Origin of the sequence: Rhizobium ecuadorense (genome assembly GCF_001187535.1) — a bacterium.
GTDB lineage: Bacteria > Pseudomonadota > Alphaproteobacteria > Rhizobiales > Rhizobiaceae > Rhizobium > Rhizobium ecuadorense.
This window is the reverse complement of record NZ_LFIO01000041.1, coordinates 17,882-32,640: the sequence shown is the minus strand read 5'-3', so window position 1 is coordinate 32,640 and position 14,759 is coordinate 17,882. Positions and strand designations below refer to the sequence as shown.

Sequence of the window (14,759 nt, the reverse complement as noted above, 5' to 3'; positions counted from 1 at the left end):
CGTCGAAGCGGCACGCGCCGGAGAGGCCGGCAAGGGCTTTGCCGTCGTCGCCCAGGAAGTCCGCGAACTCGCCCAGCGATCGGCTCAGGCGGCAAAGGAAATCAAAGGCCACATCCAGAAATCCTCGGTGGAAGTGGAAAGCGGCGTCAAGCTGGTTCTCGACACCAGCCAGGTTCTGAGCGCCATCAGCGAACAGATCGCCCGCATCAACCAGCACATGGACGCCATTGCCGTATCGGCAAGAGAGCAGTCGACCGGCCTTGCCGAAGTCAACACCGCCGTCAACTCGATGGACCAGGTGACCCAGCAGAACGCTGCCATGGTCGAACAATCGACCGCCGCATCCGGTCATCTTGCCGAGGAAGCCGCCAGGCTGCGCGAACTCGTGTCCCGCTTCAAGCTCCGTGCGACGGCCTCGACGCAATTCGCACGACGGGCGGCTTGAGGGAAGCGATCCGGCAGCGACCACGGAGCCGGTCGCTTGCCGCATCGCAGCCATGCTTGGGATCAGGTTGAGCTTTGGCCGGGCATCGTGTAAAGCCGCAGCACTCCCTGATAGACCCGGACTTGCAGCAAGGCGTGAACATATGAACGGCTTCGATCTCATTATCTTCGATTGCGACGGCGTTCTCGTCGATTCCGAAATCATCGCCGCGGAAGTCGAATCCGCGCTTCTGACGGAGGCCGGATATCCGATCGGCGTCGAGGAAATGGGCGAACGCTTCGCCGGCATGACATGGCGCAACATCCTGCTGCAGATCGAACGCGAAGCGAGCATCCCGTTTTCGGCCTCGCTGCTGGAGAAGTCGGAGCAGCTGCTCGACGCCAGGCTGGCGAATGACGTCAAGGCCATTCCAGGCATCGAATTCGCCGTCTCCAGGCTCTCGATGAAGCGCTGCATCTGCTCGAATTCGAGCACGAAGCGGCTCGACATGATGCTGGGCAAGGTGGGGCTGAAGCCGCTGTTTGCCCCCAATATCTTTTCCGCCAAGGATCTCGGCCCCGACCGGGCCAAGCCGAGGCCCGACATCTTCCTGCACGGCGCAAGCCAGATGGGCGTGTCGCCCGACAAGGTGGTGGTGGTCGAGGATTCCGTGCACGGCGTGCATGCGGCGCGCGCCGCCGGCATGCGCGTCATCGGCTTCACCGGCGCCTCGCACAGCTATCCCGCCCATGCCGACAAGCTGACCGACGCCGGCGCCGAAACGGCGATCTCCCGCATGAACGACCTGCCCGGCGTCGTCGCCGCGCTGGCGGCCTGGGAAGGCGTGCTTTAGGGTCTTTGGCGCTGAGCCTGCGCCTTTGGCTGGATTGCTCTCCAGGCTCCCCCGCTCCGTCCTCGTCGGGCTTGAGCCACCGCTGCCCGGTTCGTGCCGATAACTGCCCCTCACCCTAACCCTCTCCCCGTAAAAAACGGGGAGAGGGGACTTGCCCCGCGAGACGTTGGCGAGGGACGGAGAGGTTGCGGCATATCCCCTTCGCCCCGTTTACGGGGAGAAGGTGGCGGCAGCCGGATGAGGGGCCGCCCTCGCCAATCTCCCAGGCCGGGATGTCACGATCCGGAGGCTGTGGGCCAAGCCCACTTTTCGGAAGTAGCTCAGCTGTTCTTCTTGGTCTTTGCCGGCTGGGTGTCGAAACCGACATTGACGCGCACCAGCGCGCCGGAGCCGACCGGCATCTTGATGCCGTCCTTGCGGAAGATCACCTGGGTGCCCGGGGCGCCGGCCGGGATCTCGGTCGGGAATTTGGTGACCTCGGAATAGAGCACGGTCTCGCCGTCGAGGATGGTGACGCGGATCGGCAGGGTCACCGGGCCGGGGGCGCCGGCCGGGCCGGTGATCAGGCGCAGCTGGGCAACGACGGTCATCGTCAGGTTGGTGTCGCTCAGCGAGCACTGGCGGGTGTAATCGCCGAAGGAGGCCTGGAAGACGATCTGCTGCGGATCGTCCTTCTTGCCCTTGGCATAGGTGCGGAAGATCGCATCCTGATCGCGCATGAAGATCTGCGGGCAGGCGCCCTGGACGACGGGGGCGACGGCGCCCTGTGCCGTCTTGGCGGTGCCGATCGAAGGATTGTTCGAGGATGGGTTGGCGGGTGCCAGCGGCATGATCTGGGCGGTGCCGTTCGGCTGCGCCGGCGCCGCCGCCGACTTGCTGTCGCCGCCGATGCCGAGCGTATCGCAACTGGCGAGCAGGGCAAGAAGAGAAGCGGAGACGATGAGACGCGAGACCTTGCCGAGCACTATGTTCCACCCTTTGCACAAGCGTTTCTTGGAGGCCTCATGTCTTTTCAGTGAGGCCTTTCACGACGGTTTGCGATGGTCTATATCAGCGGCGCAAACAAAAATCGATTGGGTACGCGCCGTTTTGATGCACTTTTCGCCGCCGGATGCGGGCAACTTCAACAAGATGACGGCGATGGTATGGCCGCAAGCGCAGCCCCTTCTCGATTCCGGGGCCGGTTTCCGGCAGTGCGGGCCACGGCCCGGCCCGACCGGATTTCCTCCAGCGATAGATCAAGGATGACCAACGTGGACTATATCTCGACCCGCGGCGAGGCCCCTGCCCTCGGCTTTTGCGACGCCCTGCTGACCGGGCTGGCGCGCGACGGCGGGCTCTATGTTCCCCGGGAGTGGCCGCAGTTTTCGAAGAAAGAAATCCGGGCGCTGCGCGGCAAGAGCTACCAGGAAGTCGCCTTCACCATCCTGTCGCCCTTCACCAATGGCGAAATCCCCGAGGCGACCTTCCGGGCGATGATCGACGAGGCCTACGGCACCTTCCGCCATCCGGCGATCGCGCCGCTCGTGCAGACCGGGCCGAACAGCTTCGTCATGGAACTCTTCCACGGCACGACGCTGGCCTTCAAGGACGTGGCGATGCAGCTGCTCGCCCGGCTGATGGATTATGCGCTGGAGAAGCGCGGCGAGCGGGCAACGATCGTCGGCGCCACCTCGGGCGATACCGGCGGGGCTGCGATCGACGCCTTTGCGGGGCGCGAGCGCACCGATATCTTCATTCTCTTCCCGCACGGCAAGGTCTCGCCGGTGCAGCAGCGGCAGATGACGACCTCCAAAGCCGGCAACGTGCATGCGCTCGCCGTCGAGGGCAATTTCGACGATTGCCAGAACCTCGTCAAAGCGATGTTCAACGACGCGGCGTTCCGCGACAAGGTCGGCCTCTCCGGCGTCAACTCGATCAACTGGGCGCGCATCATGGCCCAGATCGTCTATTATTTCACGGCGGCGGTGGCGCTCGGCGGACCGGACCGGAAGATCTCGTTCACCGTGCCCACCGGCAATTTCGGCGATATCTTCGCCGGCTACGGCGCCAAGCGCATGGGCCTGCCGATCGACCGGCTGGTCATCGCCACCAATGAGAACGACATTCTGGAGCGGACGCTGAAGACCGGCCGTTACGACATGAAGGCGGTCAAGGCGACGACGTCGCCGTCGATGGACATCCAGATCTCATCGAATTTCGAACGGCTGCTGTTCGAAGCCTATGGGCGCGACGCCTCGAAGGTGCGCGCGGCAATGGAAAGCCTCAAACAATCCAACGGCTTCGAGATCGGTCCCGAGGCGCTGAAGGCGATCCGCCGCGACTTCCGCGCCGGGCGCGCCAGCGAAAAACAGGTGGCCGAGACGATCCGCACGACCCATGCCGAGACCGGCTATCTCCTCGATCCGCATTCGGCGATCGGCGTCTTCGTCGCCAGGAAGAAGGAAAAGCCGAATACGCCGATGGTGACGCTTTCGACCGCGCATCCGGCAAAATTCCCGGCCGCCGTAAAATCGGCCTGCGGTATTGACCCGGCGCTTCCGACGTGGCTTGCTGATCTGATGCACAGGGAGGAGCGCTTCCAGATCATCGAACCGGAGCTGAAAGCCGTAGAAACCTTTATCGGCAAACACGCCCGCGGCAAGACGACGGCAGGCGCAGAAAGATAGCCAATGACAGTTGAGTGCACCCGGCTGAAATCCGGGCTGACAGTAGTGACAGAAACCATGCCGCACCTGGAAAGCGTTGCGCTCGGAGTCTGGATTAAATCGGGATCGCGTAACGAGACGGCAGACGAGCACGGCATCGCCCACCTGCTCGAACACATGGCCTTCAAGGGAACGGGACGCCGCTCGGCCCGCCAGATTGCCGAGGAAATCGAGGATGTCGGCGGCGAAGTCAATGCCGCCACCTCGACCGAAACGACCTCCTATTACGCCCGCGTGCTGAAAGACCACGTGCCGCTCGCCGTCGATATCCTTGCCGATATCCTGACGGAATCGGCCTTCGAGGAAGAGGAGCTGGAGCGCGAGAAGCAGGTGATCCTGCAGGAGATCAACGCCGCTAACGACACGCCCGACGATGTGGTGTTCGATCGGTTCTCCGAAGTCGCCTATCGCGACCAGACGCTCGGCCGGGCCATCCTCGGCACGCCGGAAACCGTCGTCTCCTTCACGCCGCAGCAGATCCGCGGCTATCTCGGCCGCAACTACACGACCGACCGGATGTTCGTGGTTGCCACCGGCGCCGTTGAGCATGACGAGTTTGTGCGCATGGTCGAGGATCGTTTCGCCAGCCTGCCGAGCGAGCCTTCGGCGCCGCCGGTCATGGAAGCGGCACGTTATATCGGCGGCAGCGTGCGCGAGCCGCGCGACCTGATGGACGCGCAGATCCTGCTCGGCTTCGAGGGCAAGCCCTATCATGCCCGCGATTTCTACTGTTCGCAGATCCTTGCCAATATCCTCGGCGGCGGCATGTCCTCCAGGCTGTTCCAGGAAGTGCGCGAGTTCCGCGGCCTCTGTTATTCGGTCTATGCCTTCCACTGGGGCTTTTCCGACACCGGCATCTTCGGCATTCACGCCGCGACCGGCGGCGAGAACCTGCCGGAGCTGGTGCCCGTCATCATCGACGAGCTGCACAAATCCGCCGATCAGATCCACCAGAAGGAAATCGAGCGCGCCCGCGCCCAGATCCGCGCCCAGTTGCTGATGGGCCAGGAAAGCCCGGCATCGCGCGCCGGCCAGATCGCCAGGCAGATGATGCTTTACGGCCGGCCGATCTCCAATCCGGAGATGATGGAGCGGCTGGAGGGCATCACCATCGAGCGGCTGACGGATCTCGCCGGCCGGCTGTTCTACGACACGGTGCCGACGCTTTCGGCGATCGGGCCGCTGGAACAGCTCGCGCCGATGGAAGACATCACCGCGTCGCTTTCGGTCCCGGCACCGAAGACGATGCAGGCCGGCCGCTGAGCCGGCGTCCGTCCTGCCGGGAGTGATCGATGCCAAAATCGGTGTTTCGGTTTCTGTCGCGGCAGCCGGATGCGGTCGAGCTGGAAAACGACAGATATCTCTTACGCCTGCCGCGCTACCAGGATTTCAACCAGTGGCACCGGCTGCGGTCCGAAAGCCGCAAGTTCCTGGAACCCTGGGAGCCGACCTGGCGGCGCGACGAGCTGACGGAGGGCGCCTACCGCGCCCGCGTCATCCGCGGCAAGCAGGAATATGCCTCGGGCCAGGCAATCCCGCTGTTCATTTTCCTCAAGGAAAACCACACACTCGTCGGCGGCATCACCATCGGCTATATCAGGCGGGGTGCGGCACAAAGCTGCATGATCGGCTACTGGATGGGCGAACGCCATGCCGGCCAGGGGCATATGTTCGCCGCCCTGCAAATGGTTATTCCTTATATCTTCACCGGGCTTGAGTTGCACCGTATCGAAGCAGCCTGTATTCCAGATAACGCGCGCAGCATCCGCCTGCTTGAAAAGGCCGGGTTTCAGCAGGAAGGCTATCTGCGCGGATATTTGAAGATCAACGGTCAGTGGCATGACCATGTGATGTTTTCACGTCTCGCCACCGATACGGATAAAGGCAGGATAACCGACAGCCGATGACCAGAGACCGCATGCTGCCCAAATCACCGTCCGGACGAATGATCGCGGTGATCGCAGCCCTTTTCCTGGCAGTCTTCGCCCTGGCGGCGGGCACTGCCCAGGCGGCCGAACCGGTGAAGATTTCCCGTGACGACACCGCGCTCGACCTGACCGCGACGACCGAAATCTATGTCAATCAGGGCGAGGCCTTCCAGGTTTCCACCGCTGCCGGCGCCGACGGTATCCGCCGCCGTATCGAGGTCAGGGCAAGCTCGGAAAACCACCAGGGCGACTGGGCAGTGTTTGCGCTCGCCAATGTCTCGGAGGAACAGCTGGAGCGCGTCATCGTCGCGCCGCATTTCCGTCTGGTCAACTCCAAGCTGTTCTGGCCGGATCTCGGCTCGCAGCGCATCAGCGCGATCACGCCCAGCGAAGGTTTTGCGCTCGACCGGCAGCCGAGCGACGAGGCCGACGTCTTCCGCATCACGCTGAACCCCGGCGCCGTCATCACCTTCGTCGCCGAGCTGTCGACGCCGGAGCTGCCGCAGATCTATCTCTGGGAACCGAACGCCTACAAGGACACGATCAACGCCTTCACGCTCTATCGCGGCATCGTGCTCGGCATTGCCGGCCTGCTGGCGGTGTTCCTGACCATCCTCTTCGTCGTCAAGGGCACCTCGATGCTGCCGGCGACGGCAGCCCTTGCCTGGGCGGTGCTCGGCTATATCTGCGTCGACTTCGGTTTTCTCGGCAAGCTGATCAGCGTCGCCTCGGCCGACCAGCGAATATGGCGCGCCTGCGCCGAAGTGGCGCTCGCCTCGAGTTTCGTCATCTTCCTCTTCACCTATCTCAACCTCAACCGCTGGCATGCGCATCTCGGTTACGCCACGCTCGCCTGGGTGCTCGGCCTGGCGCTGCTCTTCGGCGTGGCGATCTACGATCCGTCGATTGCCGCCGGCATTGCCCGGCTGTCCTTCGCGCTGACGGCGGCGACCGGGCTCCTACTGATCGTCTATCTCGGCTTCAACCGCTACGACCGCGCCATCCTGCTGGTGCCGGCCTGGGCGTTGACGCTCGTCTGGCTGTTCGGCGCATGGCTGACGGTCACCGGGCGGCTCGACAACGACATCATCCAGCCGGCACTCGGCGGCGGCCTGGTGCTCATCGTGCTGCTGATCGGCTTCACCGTCATGCAGCACGCCTTTGCCGGCGGCGCCTTCCAGCAAGGGCTGTTTTCCGATCTCGAGCGGCAATCGCTGGCGCTGACCGGTTCCGGCGACATGGTGTGGGATTGGGACGTGGCGCGCGACCGCGTCGTCACCATTCCCGACGTTTCGACCAAGCTCGGCCTATCGCCGGGCACCATGCATGGCGCGGCGCGCAACTGGCTGCCGCGGCTGCACCCGGATGATCGCGACCGCTTCCGCGCCACGCTCGACGTGCTGCTCGAACACCGGCGCGGCCGGCTCAATCACGAATTCCGTATCCGCGCCGAGGACGGGCATTTTCACTGGCTGCTGATCCGCGCCCGGCCGGTGCTCGGCTCGAATGGCGAAATCATCCGCTGCGTCGGCACGATCGTCGACGTGACCGAGCAGAAAAACTCGGTCGAGCGGCTGCTGCAGGATGCGCTGCACGACAATCTGACCGGCCTGCCGAACCGACAGGTATTCCTCGACCGGCTGCAGGCGGTGCTGGCGCTGGCGCCGGGCGGCGAGACGCTGCGCCCCACCGTGATGGTGATCGACATCGACCGCTACAAGCTGGTCAACGATGCGCTCGGCGTTGCGGCCGGCGACAATATCCTGATTGCGCTGACGCGGCGCCTGCGCCGGCTGTTGAAGCCGCAGGACACGCTGGCGCGGCTGGCCGGCGACCAGTTCGGCCTCATCCTGGTGTCCGAGCACAATCCGGCCAAGGTCGCCGATTTCGCCGATGCGATCAGCAAGGCGATCATGGTGCCGATCAACTTCGCCAACCGCGAGATCATCCTGACGGCCTCGACAGGCCTCGCCTCCTGGGTGGACCGGCAGGAGAGCGCCACCGGCCTGCTCAGCGACGCCGAGCTTGCGATGTACCGGGCAAAACGGGCCGGCGGCAACCGTGTCGAGCCGTTCCAGCCGGCCTTCCGCGACTTCGGCACCGACCGGCTGCAGCTCGAAACCGACCTGCGCCGCGCCATCGAACGCAAGGAATTGTCGATGGTCTACCAGCCGATCGCCCGGCTTGAAGATGTCGAGGTCGCCGGCTTCGAGGCGCTGATGCGCTGGGAACATCCCAAACGCGGCAATATCCCGCCATCCGAATTCATCCCGATCGCCGAGGCCTCCGATCTCATCGGTCCGCTCGGCATGTTCGCGCTGGAGCAGGCGACCAACGATCTGATGAGCTGGCAGAATCAGACCGGCGAATTGCCGATCTTCGTGTCGATCAATCTGTCGAGCGTGCAACTGCTCAACAACGAGCTTTATGACGACGTGCGCTCGGTTCTCGCCAAGACGCATTGCGCCCCCGCGCGCCTCAAGCTGGAACTGACCGAGTCCATGGTGATGGAAAACCCGGAACAGGCCCGACTCGTGCTGCAGAAGCTGAAGGAAGCCGGCATCGGCCTGGCGCTCGACGATTTCGGCACCGGCTATTCCTCGCTCGCCTACCTCACCCGTTTCCCCTTCGACATGATCAAGCTCGACAAGGCGCTGGTGCGCGACGGCAGCGACAAGAAGGCGACCGTGCTCAGATCGGTGATCGCCATGGCGCGCGAGCTTGAAATGAAGGTGGTGGCCGAAGGGATCGAATCCAACGAGGATGCGATCGAACTCGCCAAGATGGGCTGCAGCTACGGACAAAGCTATCTGTTCGGCCCGCCGATCGCCTCGGAATCGGTGCTGCGGCTGCTGCGGGAGCGGTTTCCGCTGACGAAGCGGGCGTGATCGGAGCGGCCGGTTTCAGAGGTTGCCGGCTCGGCGGCAAAGGGCACCTTTGGCCACTATTGACAATAGTGATAGGCTCGGAGGGAGCGCCCACCATCGTTCAAAAGCCTTGGAAACCCGACCTTCTTGAATGGCAAGGAGACACGATGTCTTCCTTTTGTGTCTTTGCATTGCACCACAGACATAGTGCCCAATAATTAGACAGCAGGTTCCGCGGCGCAAAGATGGTGCTGCTTGCAGGAAGCGTTTCCCAACAAAGATGTTACAAATTAAATCTCTACGTGCAGGCAGTGAACGAGGTGCCAATTTTCTACCCGCACTGTGCAAGATGCTGACCATACGAACAATGCCAGCCATGCGCCCTACACCACGGGAATTCCACTCCTGCCAACCCAGCGTTTCAAAGTTTTGAAACTTCGGTTGCGATTGCGCATCTGATTAGCCTGACGGCACAGTTTAACGCAAGATCGCCATGAAACTTTGACGATTGGCGGATATTGTTCTATTCGTCCGCAAGTCGATTAACCGAACAGGTTACAGGATCTCCGATGGCACGCGCTGTTGACGTGGCGACTTACATTCTCGACCGCGAGGGAGAGATGTCGGCAATGAAACTTCAGAAGCTCGTCTATTACAGCCAGGCATGGTCACTAGTGTGGGACGACCGGCCGTTATTCGACGATCGTATTCCGCATCCACTGTATACATCATCTGAATGTAATGCGCGTGCTATGGTATGACCCCAACCACCAGGTCTGCCCTTCAACGCTTAAGCACACCTAGCCGCATCAAGCTTCCTGCTTCTCGTCGAGCTGGTCGAGTTGATCGTCTGCATCCTCTCGTCAAGGTTCGCGCCGCCTGGGGGTAGTCTGTCCTCTGCAGTAGGCACAGGCAATTCCGGAATTAGGCAGAAAAAACCACGAGAGATCGCCTAACATACGGAAAGTATTGCAAAATTGCAAAGATTTAAAAGAGACGTTCTGGGGTTGGGGTCAAACTGATCGCGCAATAGATGGCTTGACAGTGTGATCAGCATAAAGTTAGCGATTTTGGCCACGCACTACCACCACATGGTCGTTTTACTTTTCACATTTGAGGGCCACGCATGGATGTGCAAGCCGAAGTCGACCTTCCAACTCAGAGAGAAAAGCGGGCTTGGGCATTAGCGGCGTTGCTTTGTGTTCTGGCATCGCCAGTCTTTCTCGTTCTGAAAACACTCGCTTTTATGATCGGCCTGGAACCGTTCCTATTTTTTGGAGCATTCCTCGTCGTCGCTGTCGTGGGGTTTCTTCTTGGCCCAGTGTCGGTGGTTTGGAGCGGGTATATAGCGGCGACCGAAGTCATTCTTGGGCTTTCGGAAGACCACCAATATTTCTTGTGCTGTTCGTCAAAAAACCGAGCTGAAGCAGAATTTGCTTCATTCCTGCCAGTGTTGATGTTTCCGGCAGGAATGACGAGCTGCCTACTTCTAGCTCGGCTTATGTTTTGGAAATCCCTCACGCTCCGACAGATGATATTGGTTGTCGCGGTCTCGACTGTTATCGCGCAAGGTCTGTTGTGGTACTACGAATGGCACGAGGTGATTGTGAAATGTTCGGCCGTTCAGTGTAATTTCTGAAATGATTTGCGAATTGATTGAGGTAGCGTACGGAACCTCTATGGTCGCCGCTTCATCTGAATCGTCCGAAAGCGCTTTCCGCTGACCAAGCGGGTCTGACCGGCGCCGTCGGTCTCAACGCTCCATAGGAATGCTGAGACCGACCTTCACCCGATCCATCGCGACGAAGGTCCGGAAGCGCTTGACGTTGTTATTCCCGAAAAACAGCCGCCGCGTCAGCGCCTCGTAGTCGGCCATTGCGGGGACGACGATGACCAGGATGAAATCCGCCTCGCCGGTGACGTAGTAGCACTGCTGGATTTCAGGCGCGGCCGCGAACTGGCTTTTGGCCTCTTCGATCTGCTTTGCCGTTTCGCTGATCACCTCCACCTCCACGAAGATGGTGATCGATTGCCCAAGGGCTGTGGGGTCGAGAACGGCGACGTTTGCCCGGATGACCCCATCCTCCGTCATCCGTTTGATCCGGCGTTGGACGGCAGGCGCCGACAGGCCGACGGCTTCGCCGATCGTCCGTTGCGGCGTGGTATTGTCCCTCTGCAGGATCGCGAGGATCTTGTGGTCGAACGCATCCAGGGGAGATTTTACCGGTCGGCTCAAAATGGGGCTCCAACGAAACAAAATTGCAAAACGACCCGCGAAATACAGCGCCTTTTTCACGGCGCCTGCAATATATTTTAGCCGAACAACCGATGTGAGGCGCGCATGTTTCAGCTGAACGGCAATTCCGACTATCGTCAGCCCCTCGACCCGCGGGACGCCGAAACCCTCGGCTTGGAAGCCGCAGATGCCGTCGAGCGCCATCTGGCATTCCGGGAAAACCATGCGGAAACGCCTCTGGTTGCTCTGCCGGCGTTGGCCGCCGAACTCGGTGTCGGTTCGATCCACATCAAGGATGAAGGCCACCGGCTCGGCCTCGGCAGCTTCAAGGCGCTTGGCGGCGCCTATGCGGTGATCCGGCTTGTCCTCGATGAGGCGGCCCATAGGCTCGGCCGCGCCGTCGATGTCTCGGAATTGCATTCTTCTGATGTTCGAGCGGTGGCCGAGACGATGACCGTCGCCTGCGCCACCGACGGCAATCACGGCCGGTCGGTGGCGCAGGGTGCGCAGCTGGTGGGCGCCCGGGCGGCGATTTTCGTGCATGCCGGGGTCAGCGACGAACGCGTCGCCGCCATCGCCCGCTTCGGCGCCGAGATGATCCGTGTGGACGGAACCTATGACGATTCCGTCCGGGAGGCGGCGCGCATTGCCGACGAAAGAGGCTGGACCATCGTGTCGGACACCTCATGGGCGGGTTATGAGCGCATTCCCGGGCTGGTGATGCAGGGCTACACCGCCCTTATCCGGGAAGCGCTCAGGGCTTTGCCGCAACCGCCCACCCATGTCTTCATCCAGGTCGGCGTCGGGGGGATTGCCGCCACCGTCGCAGGCCACATGGCCATCGCCTTCGGCGAGGCACGCCCGACCTTCACAGTCGTCGACCCCGCCCGCGCCGCCTGCCTGTTCGAAACGGCGCGGGCCGGGCATTTGGTGACCGTTGCCCATGGTGCGCCGACCGTGATGGCGATGCTCGAATGTTACCAACCTTCGCTCGTCGCCTGGCGGATTCTCTCCCGTGTCGCCGACGCATTCATGACCGTGGATGAGGAAGAGGCGATCTCGGTGATGAAGCGGCTCGCCGATCCGGCCGGAAACGATCCCGCGATTGTCGCCGGCGAAAGCGGCGGGGTCGGGCTTGCCGGGCTGATCCGCGCTGCCAGCGATCCCGCGATCAGGCAAGCATTGTCTCTCGACCGGCATTCGCGCATCTTCCTGGTGAACACCGAAGGCGCGACCGATCCCGGCAAGTATGAGGAGATCGTCGGGCTGTCACCGGCCGCAGTCGCCCGGAAAGACAGGACTGGAGCTTCAGCATGAGCCATCGTTCGATCGATCCGGCGCGTCTGCTTGGACGCATCGCCGAGCTCGGCGCGATCGGCCGCGATGCGGAGGGAAGGCTTGTCCGCTTGGCGGCGTCCGATACCGAAAAGCTTGGGCGCGATCGGTTCGTCTCCTGGCTCGATGAAGCCGGGCTGGAGGTTGCCGTCGACCACATCGGCAACATCTTCGGCATCTGGAATGGCGCGGGCGGGGAGGAAAAGCCGATCATGATCGGCTCGCACATCGACACGGTGATCAATGCCGGCATCTATGACGGATGTTATGGCGTGCTGGCCGGCCTCGAAGTGATCCAGACGCTGAAAGACGAAGGGTTCGAGCCGTCGCGCCCCATCGTGGTTGCCGCCTTCACCAATGAGGAAGGGGTGCGCTATGCGCCCGATATGATGGGTTCGCTTGTCTATTCCGGCGGCCTCGATATCACCACGGCGCTGAAGACGGTGGGCACGGACGGCACGCTGCTCGGCGACGAACTGGCGCGGATCGGCTATGCCGGCACCCATGCGCCCGGCTTCATGACGCCGCACGCCTATGTCGAACTGCATATCGAGCAGGGTCCTGTTCTCGAGAGGGAGGGTCTATCGGTCGGCGCGGTCGAGAACCTGCAGGGCATTTCCTGGCAGAGGGTGACCATCGACGGCGATGCCAACCATGCCGGCACGACACCGATCTCGATGCGCCGGGACGCCGGATACGCGGCGGCTCGCGTCATCACCTTTCTGCGGGACCGCGCGAAGGCATCGAATACGCCCACTGTCGCGACCGTCGGCTGCATCACTTTTGAGCCGAACGCCATCAATGTCATTCCCTCTCGCGCGACCTTCACAATCGATCTGCGTGATCCTGATGAAGACCGCCTCAAGGAAGAGGAAATCGCGCTCGCCGCATTCCTCGAGCGGCTTTCGGCAGACGAAACGGTTGGCGTATCCGTCGAACGGCTGGCGCGGTTCGAGCCGGTCACGTTCGATCCGGCGATCGTTCGGCTGATCGAGGCTGCCGCCAGGGATCGCGGCCTGACGTGCCGGCGCATGACATCGGGGGCCGGCCATGACGCCCAGATGATCGCCCGCATCGCGCCAAGCGCGATGATCTTCGTGCCGAGCCGCGACGGCATCAGTCACAATCCGAAGGAATTCACCGCAGATACGGATCTTGTCGCCGGGGCGAATATCCTCCTCGACGTCATCTGCGGACTTGCAACAGGGGAACGGCCCGAATGAGCGTGGACAGCCGGATGCTGGAACAGGAAATGACCGCCTGGAGACGCGACCTTCACCGCCACCCCGAATTCGGCTTCGACGAGAAGCGGACGGCGGCCTTCGTCGCCCAAAAACTGCGGGAGTTCGGGCTCGACGAGGTTGTCGAAGGCGTCGGCGGCACCGGAGTCGTCGGAACGCTCAGGCGCGGCGGCGGCAACCGTTCCATCGCGCTGCGCGCCGATATGGATGCGCTGAGGATCACCGAACAGGGCGATCGGCCCTATCGATCGCAGGCCGCCGGCGTGATGCATGCCTGCGGCCATGACGGCCATACGGCCATGCTGCTTGGCGCCGCCAGGATGTTGTCGGAGGACGGCGATTTCGACGGCACGGTCCGGTTCATCTTTCAACCGGCCGAGGAGTGGGGCAAAGGCGCCCTGGCAATGCTCGGCGATGGCCTGATGACGCGTTTTCCCTTCGACGAAATCTACGGCCTGCACAACATGCCGGGTCTTCCGGTCGGCGTCTTCCAGACCCGCGCCGGCGCGATCATGTCGGCTGAAGATAATTTCGAGATCGTGCTGAAGGGCGTCGGCGGACACGCCGCGCGTCCGCACTCCGGCAACGAAGTCCTGGTCGCCGCCTGCGCCTTGGTGACGAACCTCCAGACCATCGTTTCCCGCCGGCTCGATCCGGCCGATATCGGCGTCGTCTCGGTGACCGAACTTCTGACCGACGGCACCCGCAACGCTTTGCCTGGGCTGGCGCGCATCCTGGGCGATGCCCGCAGCTTCCGCCCCGAGGTCAGCGCGGCGATCGAGACGCAAATGCGCCTGATCGCCGAGGGGACGGCGCTTGCCCACAATGTCGCGGCCGAGGTGAATTATACCAGAGAATTCATCCCCCTGCTCAATGATGCCGCCCTGGTCGAGGAAGCCTTTGCCGCAGCCCGCAGCGTCTTCCCGTCCGAGAACGTCAAGCTCCGGCGCGAGCCGATGACCGGATCGGAAGACTTCGCGCGTTTCCTCGACCATGTCCCCGGCTGCTTCGTCTTTCTGGGCAATGGGAAAGATTCCGCGCCGCTTCACAATCCGAATTACGATTTCAACGATGACGGACTGATCCACGGCGCCAACTTCCACGCGAGCATCGTCCGCAGGCGGCTGAACGCAAGCTGACATCCGCCGTCCTTCACCCCAGCAGGGA

At 62.4% G+C, this 14,759-nt stretch carries 12 protein-coding genes; 10 read left to right on the top strand and 2 right to left on the bottom strand.

All coding sequences use genetic code 11. From position 1 onward, the window contains the following. On the top strand, positions 1-445 hold a 445-nt coding region (locus AF337_RS02210), incomplete at its 5' end, for a methyl-accepting chemotaxis protein (RefSeq protein WP_244471157.1). A gap of 142 nt (positions 446-587) precedes the next feature. Then, the gene (locus AF337_RS02205) at positions 588-1,277 is read left to right on the top strand and encodes an HAD family hydrolase (RefSeq protein ID WP_049730863.1); all 690 of its coding nucleotides are present in this window, start codon (positions 588-590) and stop codon (positions 1,275-1,277) included. Positions 1,278-1,597: 320 nt separating this feature from the next. Here AF337_RS02205 and AF337_RS02200 read toward each other — a convergent pair whose 3' ends face one another. After that, complete coding sequence (locus tag AF337_RS02200) at positions 1,598-2,245, bottom strand: hypothetical protein (protein WP_190238090.1); 648 nt, start codon at positions 2,243-2,245, stop codon at positions 1,598-1,600. Positions 2,246-2,521: 276 nt separating this feature from the next. Between AF337_RS02200 and thrC the strand changes: the two genes are divergently transcribed. From thrC to AF337_RS02170, 5 genes are all read left to right on the top strand, one after another. Beyond that, positions 2,522-3,946, top strand: a complete 1,425-nt coding sequence (gene thrC, locus AF337_RS02190; protein ID WP_049730860.1) for a threonine synthase — start codon at positions 2,522-2,524, stop codon at positions 3,944-3,946. 3 nt (positions 3,947-3,949) lie between these two features. Then, positions 3,950-5,248 carry a M16 family metallopeptidase gene (locus AF337_RS02185; protein WP_049730859.1) on the top strand — a complete coding sequence of 433 codons (1,299 nt, stop codon included), beginning with the start codon at positions 3,950-3,952 and terminating at the stop codon, positions 5,246-5,248. A gap of 29 nt (positions 5,249-5,277) precedes the next feature. Further along, a complete protein-coding gene (locus tag AF337_RS02180; RefSeq protein WP_049730858.1) occupies positions 5,278-5,892 on the top strand; it encodes a GNAT family N-acetyltransferase in 615 nt (204 codons plus the stop codon). After that, a complete protein-coding gene (locus tag AF337_RS02175) occupies positions 5,889-8,801 on the top strand; it encodes a sensor domain-containing phosphodiesterase (protein ID WP_049730857.1) in 2,913 nt (970 codons plus the stop codon). Before AF337_RS02180 ends, AF337_RS02175 begins: the two co-directional genes overlap by 4 nt. Before the next feature lie 1,105 nt (positions 8,802-9,906). After that, positions 9,907-10,419, top strand: a complete 513-nt coding sequence (locus tag AF337_RS02170) for a hypothetical protein (protein ID WP_049730856.1) — start codon at positions 9,907-9,909, stop codon at positions 10,417-10,419. A 114-nt stretch (positions 10,420-10,533) separates the two neighbouring features. Here the strand turns inward: AF337_RS02170 and AF337_RS02165 are convergent, their stop codons facing one another. Then, on the bottom strand, positions 10,534-11,016 hold the full coding sequence (locus AF337_RS02165) for an Lrp/AsnC family transcriptional regulator (protein WP_049730855.1): 483 nt from the start codon (positions 11,014-11,016) through the stop codon (positions 10,534-10,536). Between the two features lie 105 nt (positions 11,017-11,121). Here AF337_RS02165 and AF337_RS02160 point away from each other — a divergent pair, with 105 nt between their 5' ends. The 3 genes from AF337_RS02160 to AF337_RS02150 are packed head-to-tail and all read left to right on the top strand — an operon-like array spanning position 11,122 to position 14,731. After that, on the top strand, positions 11,122-12,333 hold the full coding sequence (locus AF337_RS02160) for a diaminopropionate ammonia-lyase (protein ID WP_049730854.1): 1,212 nt from the start codon (positions 11,122-11,124) through the stop codon (positions 12,331-12,333). Beyond that, positions 12,330-13,574: a Zn-dependent hydrolase gene (locus tag AF337_RS02155; protein WP_049730853.1), complete on the top strand. Its 1,245-nt coding sequence runs from the start codon at positions 12,330-12,332 to the stop codon at positions 13,572-13,574. The genes AF337_RS02160 and AF337_RS02155 overlap by 4 nt, the downstream gene beginning before the upstream one ends. Further along, positions 13,571-14,731 (top strand): M20 aminoacylase family protein, encoded by a 1,161-nt coding sequence (locus tag AF337_RS02150; protein WP_049730852.1) that lies wholly within the window; start codon positions 13,571-13,573, stop codon positions 14,729-14,731. Before AF337_RS02155 ends, AF337_RS02150 begins: the two co-directional genes overlap by 4 nt. The last annotated feature ends 28 nt before the right edge of the window (positions 14,732-14,759 follow it).

Coding starts and splice junctions, on each gene's coding strand:
- AF337_RS02205 (WP_049730863.1), top strand. CDS start 588: ATGAACGGCTTCGATCTCATTATCTTCGATTGCGACGGCGTTCTCGTC.
- thrC (WP_049730860.1), top strand. CDS start 2,522: ATGACCAACGTGGACTATATCTCGACCCGCGGCGAGGCCCCTGCCCTC.
- AF337_RS02185 (WP_049730859.1), top strand. CDS start 3,950: ATGACAGTTGAGTGCACCCGGCTGAAATCCGGGCTGACAGTAGTGACA.
- AF337_RS02180 (WP_049730858.1), top strand. CDS start 5,278: ATGCCAAAATCGGTGTTTCGGTTTCTGTCGCGGCAGCCGGATGCGGTC.
- AF337_RS02175 (WP_049730857.1), top strand. CDS start 5,889: ATGACCAGAGACCGCATGCTGCCCAAATCACCGTCCGGACGAATGATC.
- AF337_RS02170 (WP_049730856.1), top strand. CDS start 9,907: ATGGATGTGCAAGCCGAAGTCGACCTTCCAACTCAGAGAGAAAAGCGG.
- AF337_RS02160 (WP_049730854.1), top strand. CDS start 11,122: ATGTTTCAGCTGAACGGCAATTCCGACTATCGTCAGCCCCTCGACCCG.
- AF337_RS02155 (WP_049730853.1), top strand. CDS start 12,330: ATGAGCCATCGTTCGATCGATCCGGCGCGTCTGCTTGGACGCATCGCC.
- AF337_RS02150 (WP_049730852.1), top strand. CDS start 13,571: ATGAGCGTGGACAGCCGGATGCTGGAACAGGAAATGACCGCCTGGAGA.